Source organism: Planktosalinus sp. (assembly GCF_059864935.1).
Window position 1 is genome coordinate 1 of sequence record NZ_JCBCCK010000342.1, and the last position, 5,341, is coordinate 5,341.

Genomic DNA, 5,341 nt, shown 5'->3' on the forward strand with positions numbered 1-5,341 from the left:
TTTATCATTTCGCCATTGGCGGTAAACTCATTGTTATGTGTGGAAGCTGCAATGCGCACATTGGTTCGCTCCAATCGTGCTTCGCTCATTTGAGAAGCGATGGTGCGTTTCCAAATCAATTCATACAAACGTGACTGGTCCCTTTCCAAATCAATGGAGTGCACAGAAATATCGGTGGGCCTTATGGCCTCATGGGCTTCCTGGGCACCTTTTGATTTTCCTTTGAAGTTTCTGGGTTCACTGTATTTTTCACCAAATTCAGAAATAATTTCAGCTTTGGCAGCATTTCTGGCTTCATCTGAAAGGTTGACACTATCGGTTCTCATATAGGTAATCAAACCCGCTTCATAAAGGCGTTGTGCCACGTTCATGGTTTTAGCAACCGGAAAATACAATTTTCTGGAAGCTTCCTGCTGTAAGGTTGAAGTGGTAAATGGTGCCGCCGGATACTTTTTTGCCGGTTTTTTGGTGAGTTCGGAAACTTTAAAGGAAGCTCCTATATTTTTTTCTAAAAAAGCCTTGGCTTCCTCAAGTGTTTCAATGTTTTTGGGAAGCTTTGCCTTAAAGGTTTTTCCTTCTTCTGTCACAAACTCAGCATCAATTCTAAAAGACGCTTCGGTAGAAAAGCCCTGAATTTCTCGTTCACGCTCAACTATCAACCGAACAGAAACTGATTGTACACGGCCGGCAGAAAGTCCGCCTTTCACTTTTTTCCACAATACCGGTGAAAGTTCGTAGCCCACCAGACGGTCTAAAACCCTTCTGGCTTGCTGGGCATTGACGAGATTCAGATCTATTTTACGCGGATTTTCAATCGCTTTGAGGATTGCATTTTTGGTGATTTCGTGAAAAACGATGCGCTTGATTTTTGCGTCATCCAGCTTTAATTCCTCAGCCAAATGCCAGGCAATGGCTTCTCCCTCACGGTCCTCATCACTTGCCAGCCAGACCATTTCGGCTTTATCGGCAAGGGACTTCAGGTTTTTTACCAACGCTTTTTTATCCCTGGGGACTATGTATTTTGGTTTGAAATCCCCATCAACATCAACGGCGAGTTCTTTGGAAGGCAAATCGGCGATGTGTCCAAAACTGGATTCCACCTTAAAATCATTTCCAAGGAATTTTTCAATGGTTTTTGCCTTTGCCGGTGACTCTACAATTACTAAGTTTTTTGCCATATTTCCTATTCCCGCGAAGGCGGGAATCTCATTTTTTAAAGTTAATTATTACTCGTAAACATTACCAAAATAAAACTAGTTTGCAAGTTTGAATTACGAGTTTCCCACCTTTGCGGGAATTGCAAAAGTATGTGATTTTTTTTATACACAACATTTTAGCAAAAAATCCCATTACTTTTTAATACATTTAACTCTGCCAATTTGTCACAATTCTATTTAAAATTGTATCTTTGCAGACTTATTTTTACAGTACTATTTTATGGAGAAAATAATTGATGAGAAAAAACAAGGCACTCAGCTTGTTTTGGATAATGTAGATGGGAACAACAAAAAGCTGTTTATTGAAAGCTATGGTTGCCAGATGAATTTTAGCGACAGCGAGATTGTGGCATCCATACTAGCCGAAAACGGTTACAACACCACCAATAATCTTGAGGATGCCGATTTGGTTTTGGTAAACACCTGCTCCATTCGCGATAAAGCCGAACAAACAGTTAGAAAACGTTTAGAAAAATACAATGCCGTAAAACGCAACAACAACCCCAATATGAAAGTGGGCGTACTGGGCTGTATGGCCGAACGTCTCAAAAACAAGTTTCTGGAAGAAGAAAAAATAGTTGACCTGGTTGTTGGGCCGGATGCCTATAAAGATTTACCAAACCTCCTGAGCGAAGTGGAAGAAGGCCGAAACGCCATTAACGTCATCCTTTCCAAAGATGAAACTTATGGAGACATTTCGCCCGTAAGACTTCAAAGCAATGGTGTGACCGCTTTTGTTTCCATCACCCGGGGGTGCGACAATATGTGCACCTTTTGTGTGGTGCCTTTCACACGTGGTCGCGAACGCAGCCGCGACCCGCAAAGTATTTTAGAAGAAGTCAATGATTTGGCAGAAAAAGGATTTAAAGAAGTGACCTTGCTGGGTCAAAATGTGGACAGCTACCTGTGGTATGGCGGCGGACTCAAAAAAGATTTTGAAAAAGCCAGCGATATGCAAAAAGCCACAGCTACTAACTTTGCCGGTTTACTTTCGCTTGTAGCGGAAGCCCAACCCAAAATGCGTTTCAGGTTTTCTACATCCAATCCGCAGGATATGACGATGGACGTGATTGAAACCATGGCCAAATACCAAAACATTTGCAACTACATTCACCTGCCGGTTCAAAGCGGAAGCACACGTATTTTGAAAGAAATGAACCGCCAGCACACCCGTGAAGAGTATATGCAACTCATTGACAACATTAAAGCAATGATCCCCGATTGCGGAATCTCACAAGACATCATCTCCGGCTTCCCGACAGAAACCGAAGAAGACCACCAAGATACTTTGAGCCTGATGGAATATGTGAAATATGATTTCGGGTTTATGTTTATGTATTCTGAACGCCCGGGAACACTCGCCGCCAGAAAACTGGAAGACGACATTCCCGAAGAAACCAAAAAAAGACGCTTGCAGGAAATTGTGGAAGTGCAACAAAAACACAGTGCATACAGAACCAAACAATTTGTGGGCAAAACAGTTGAAGTTTTGATTGAAAAAACCTCCAAGCGCAACGAAAATGAATGGAGCGGGCGCATTCCGCAAAACACCGTGGCGGTTTTCCCGAAAGAAAATTATAAAGTAGGCGATTTTGTAATGGTTAAAATTACAGATTGCACGAGTACAACACTGATTGGGGAAGCGGTGGAAGCCTCCCCAACCCCTCCAGAGGAGGGGCTTTTTAAATCTTAAAAATTAGATTTATAAAAATTAAAAAAGTGAATGTTTTTATTTATTAAAACGAATTATAAAAAACCCTCCCCCTTTGGGGGAGTTGGAGGGGGCTCATGGAAAGTGTACAAGCAATAAAACAACGTTTCGGAATCATTGGCAACAATGAAAAACTCAATCGTGCCATAGAAAAAGCCATTCAGGTAGCACCTACAGATATTTCGGTATTGGTTACCGGTGAAAGTGGGGTTGGAAAAGAAAGTATCCCAAAAATCATTCACTCACTTTCGCACAGAAAACACGGAAAATACATCGCTGTAAACTGTGGGGCTATTCCTGAAGGAACCATTGACAGTGAGCTTTTTGGACACGAGAAAGGTTCTTTTACCGGAGCAACCCAAACCCGAAGCGGTTATTTTGAAGTGGCCGACGGTGGCACTATCTTTCTGGATGAAGTGGGCGAACTACCGCTTCCCACTCAGGTACGTTTACTAAGGGTTTTAGAAAACGGCGAATTCCTGAAAGTGGGTTCGTCAAAATCACAAAAAACCGATGTGCGCATAGTAGCCGCAACAAACGCAAACATGTCAGAAGCCATTAATGAGGGAAAATTCAGGGAAGACTTGTACTATCGCCTTAGCACGGTTGATATTCACCTGCCTCCTCTGCGCGAACGCGAAGAAGACATCCATCTCTTATTCAGAAAATTTGCAGCAGATTTTGCGCAGAAATACAAAATGCCCACCATCAGGGTAAATGATGAGGCCACAAATTTGCTTTTAAAGTACCGCTGGAGCGGAAACATCAGGCAACTGCGCAATGTGGCTGAACAAATTTCCGTTTTGGAACAAAACAGGGAAATCACTGCAAGTACCCTGAAGAATTATTTGCCCGATATGGGTCGCAACCTTCCGGCAGTCGTGGGTTCAAAAAAATCGGGAAGCGATTTTGGCTCTGAAAGGGAAATTCTTTACAAAGTGCTTTTTGATATGCAACGTGATGTAAACGATTTGAAGAAGCTCACTCTTGAACTCTTAAAAAGCGGTGATGCCAAAAATGTGCAAAAAGAACATTCAGGATTGATCAAAAAAATATATACCCCACAGGAAGATGATGCTTTTGAAGAGTTGACTGATATTATTGACGAAAACGACGCTCAAAATGATGTTGAAATTCTTGAGGTGAAAAACTCAGAAAATCATGAGAATGCAAAAGACAAATACTATTTTGCCGAAGAAATTGAAGAAGAAGAAACACTTTCAATCAAAGACAAAGAACTGGAGCTGATCAAAAAAGCATTGGAAAAAAACCAGGGCAGGCGAAAAGCTGCGGCCGACGAACTGGGGGTATCAGAACGCACACTTTACAGAAAAATTAAACAATTCAGATTGTAGATAGACGTGAGACATTAGATATTAGATTTGAGACATTAGATATTAGATTAAAGTACAGCCGCAATATATTTCGGCTCATACGAACAGATGAAAAAAAACCTATTCTATATTATTTTTATAGCATTATTCACCTTTCAAAGCTGTGGGTTTTACTCCTTTACCGGTGCTTCGGTGGCACCAAACATCAAAACTTTTCAGGTTAACTTTTTCAGGAACAATGCGCTCATTGTTGAACCGGGTTTAGACAGGTTGTTTACCCAACGATTGCAGGACATCATTGTCAATCAAACAAGCCTTGATTTGACCAATCAAAACGGAGACCTGATCTATGAAGGTGAAATTACAGAATATTATGTAGCTCCCATTACGGCTACAGCTCAAAATACAGCAGCCCAAAACCGGTTGACCATTACAGTAAATGTCCGGTTTTTTGACACTAAAAACGACGGTAACGACCTCGAGCAACGCTTTTCATTTTATCATGATTACGCAGGAGCCGCACAGCTTGTGGGTTCACAGCGGGACGATGCCGTAAACATTATTTTTGAACGCATCACACAAGATGTTTTTAACGCCACTTTGGCCAGATGGTAAGACTTTGAACAAAGAAGAAATCACATACCTGCTTAAACATCCTGAAAAAATTTCAGGGCAACACCAAGTTGCCCTGGGCGAACTCATTGAAGATTATCCTTTTTTTCAACCGGCTCAGGCACTGTACCTGAAAATTTTAAAAACCCAAAATAGCCATCGGTACAATCAACAATTAAAAAAAACAGCGGCTTATACCTCAGACAGAAGTGTGCTTTTTGAATTTATAACCTCAAATGTATTTACAGAACCTACTGTTTCCGAAGCAATCGCAGTAGAACCGGTTTTAAAAACGGATGAAACCGACAAAAAAGAACTCGATAAAGCCGAAGCCATTTTAAATCCCGCTTTGTTTGAACGCAAAGTTGAAAAAAGTGTAGAAGAGAAAGCTGTAGAAGAAATCCTTGAAGTTCACAAACCGCTCACCTTTTCAAAAGAAGATAAACACTCCTTCAATGAATGGCTAA

Annotated in this window: 5 protein-coding genes; 4 read left to right on the forward strand and 1 reads right to left on the reverse strand. The window is 41.3% G+C overall.

The features are described from left to right. A partial coding sequence (topA, locus tag AC6F75_RS10940) for a type I DNA topoisomerase (RefSeq protein WP_500715055.1) occupies positions 1 to 1,178 on the reverse strand: 1,178 nt, incomplete at its 3' end. Positions 1,179 to 1,437: 259 nt separating this feature from the next. On the opposite strand from topA, the gene miaB reads away from it, so the two are divergent. The 4 genes from miaB to AC6F75_RS10960 all read left to right on the forward strand — a co-directional run. After that, a complete protein-coding gene (miaB, locus tag AC6F75_RS10945; protein ID WP_500715056.1) occupies positions 1,438 to 2,910 on the forward strand; it encodes a tRNA (N6-isopentenyl adenosine(37)-C2)-methylthiotransferase MiaB in 1,473 nt (490 codons plus the stop codon). Between the two features lie 95 nt (positions 2,911 to 3,005). Further along, complete coding sequence (locus AC6F75_RS10950; RefSeq protein ID WP_500715057.1) at positions 3,006 to 4,283, forward strand: sigma 54-interacting transcriptional regulator; 1,278 nt, start codon at positions 3,006 to 3,008, stop codon at positions 4,281 to 4,283. Between the two features lie 87 nt (positions 4,284 to 4,370). Next, on the forward strand, positions 4,371 to 4,877 hold the full coding sequence (locus AC6F75_RS10955; protein WP_500715058.1) for an LPS assembly lipoprotein LptE: 507 nt from the start codon (positions 4,371 to 4,373) through the stop codon (positions 4,875 to 4,877). A gap of 4 nt (positions 4,878 to 4,881) precedes the next feature. Continuing rightward, positions 4,882 to 5,341 (forward strand): DUF8458 domain-containing protein (locus AC6F75_RS10960; RefSeq protein WP_500715059.1); only part of this gene is annotated, 460 nt, incomplete at its 3' end.

Coding starts and splice junctions, on each gene's coding strand:
- AC6F75_RS10950 (WP_500715057.1), top strand. CDS start 3,006: ATGGAAAGTGTACAAGCAATAAAACAACGTTTCGGAATCATTGGCAAC.
- AC6F75_RS10955 (WP_500715058.1), top strand. CDS start 4,371: ATGAAAAAAAACCTATTCTATATTATTTTTATAGCATTATTCACCTTT.
- miaB (WP_500715056.1), top strand. CDS start 1,438: ATGGAGAAAATAATTGATGAGAAAAAACAAGGCACTCAGCTTGTTTTG.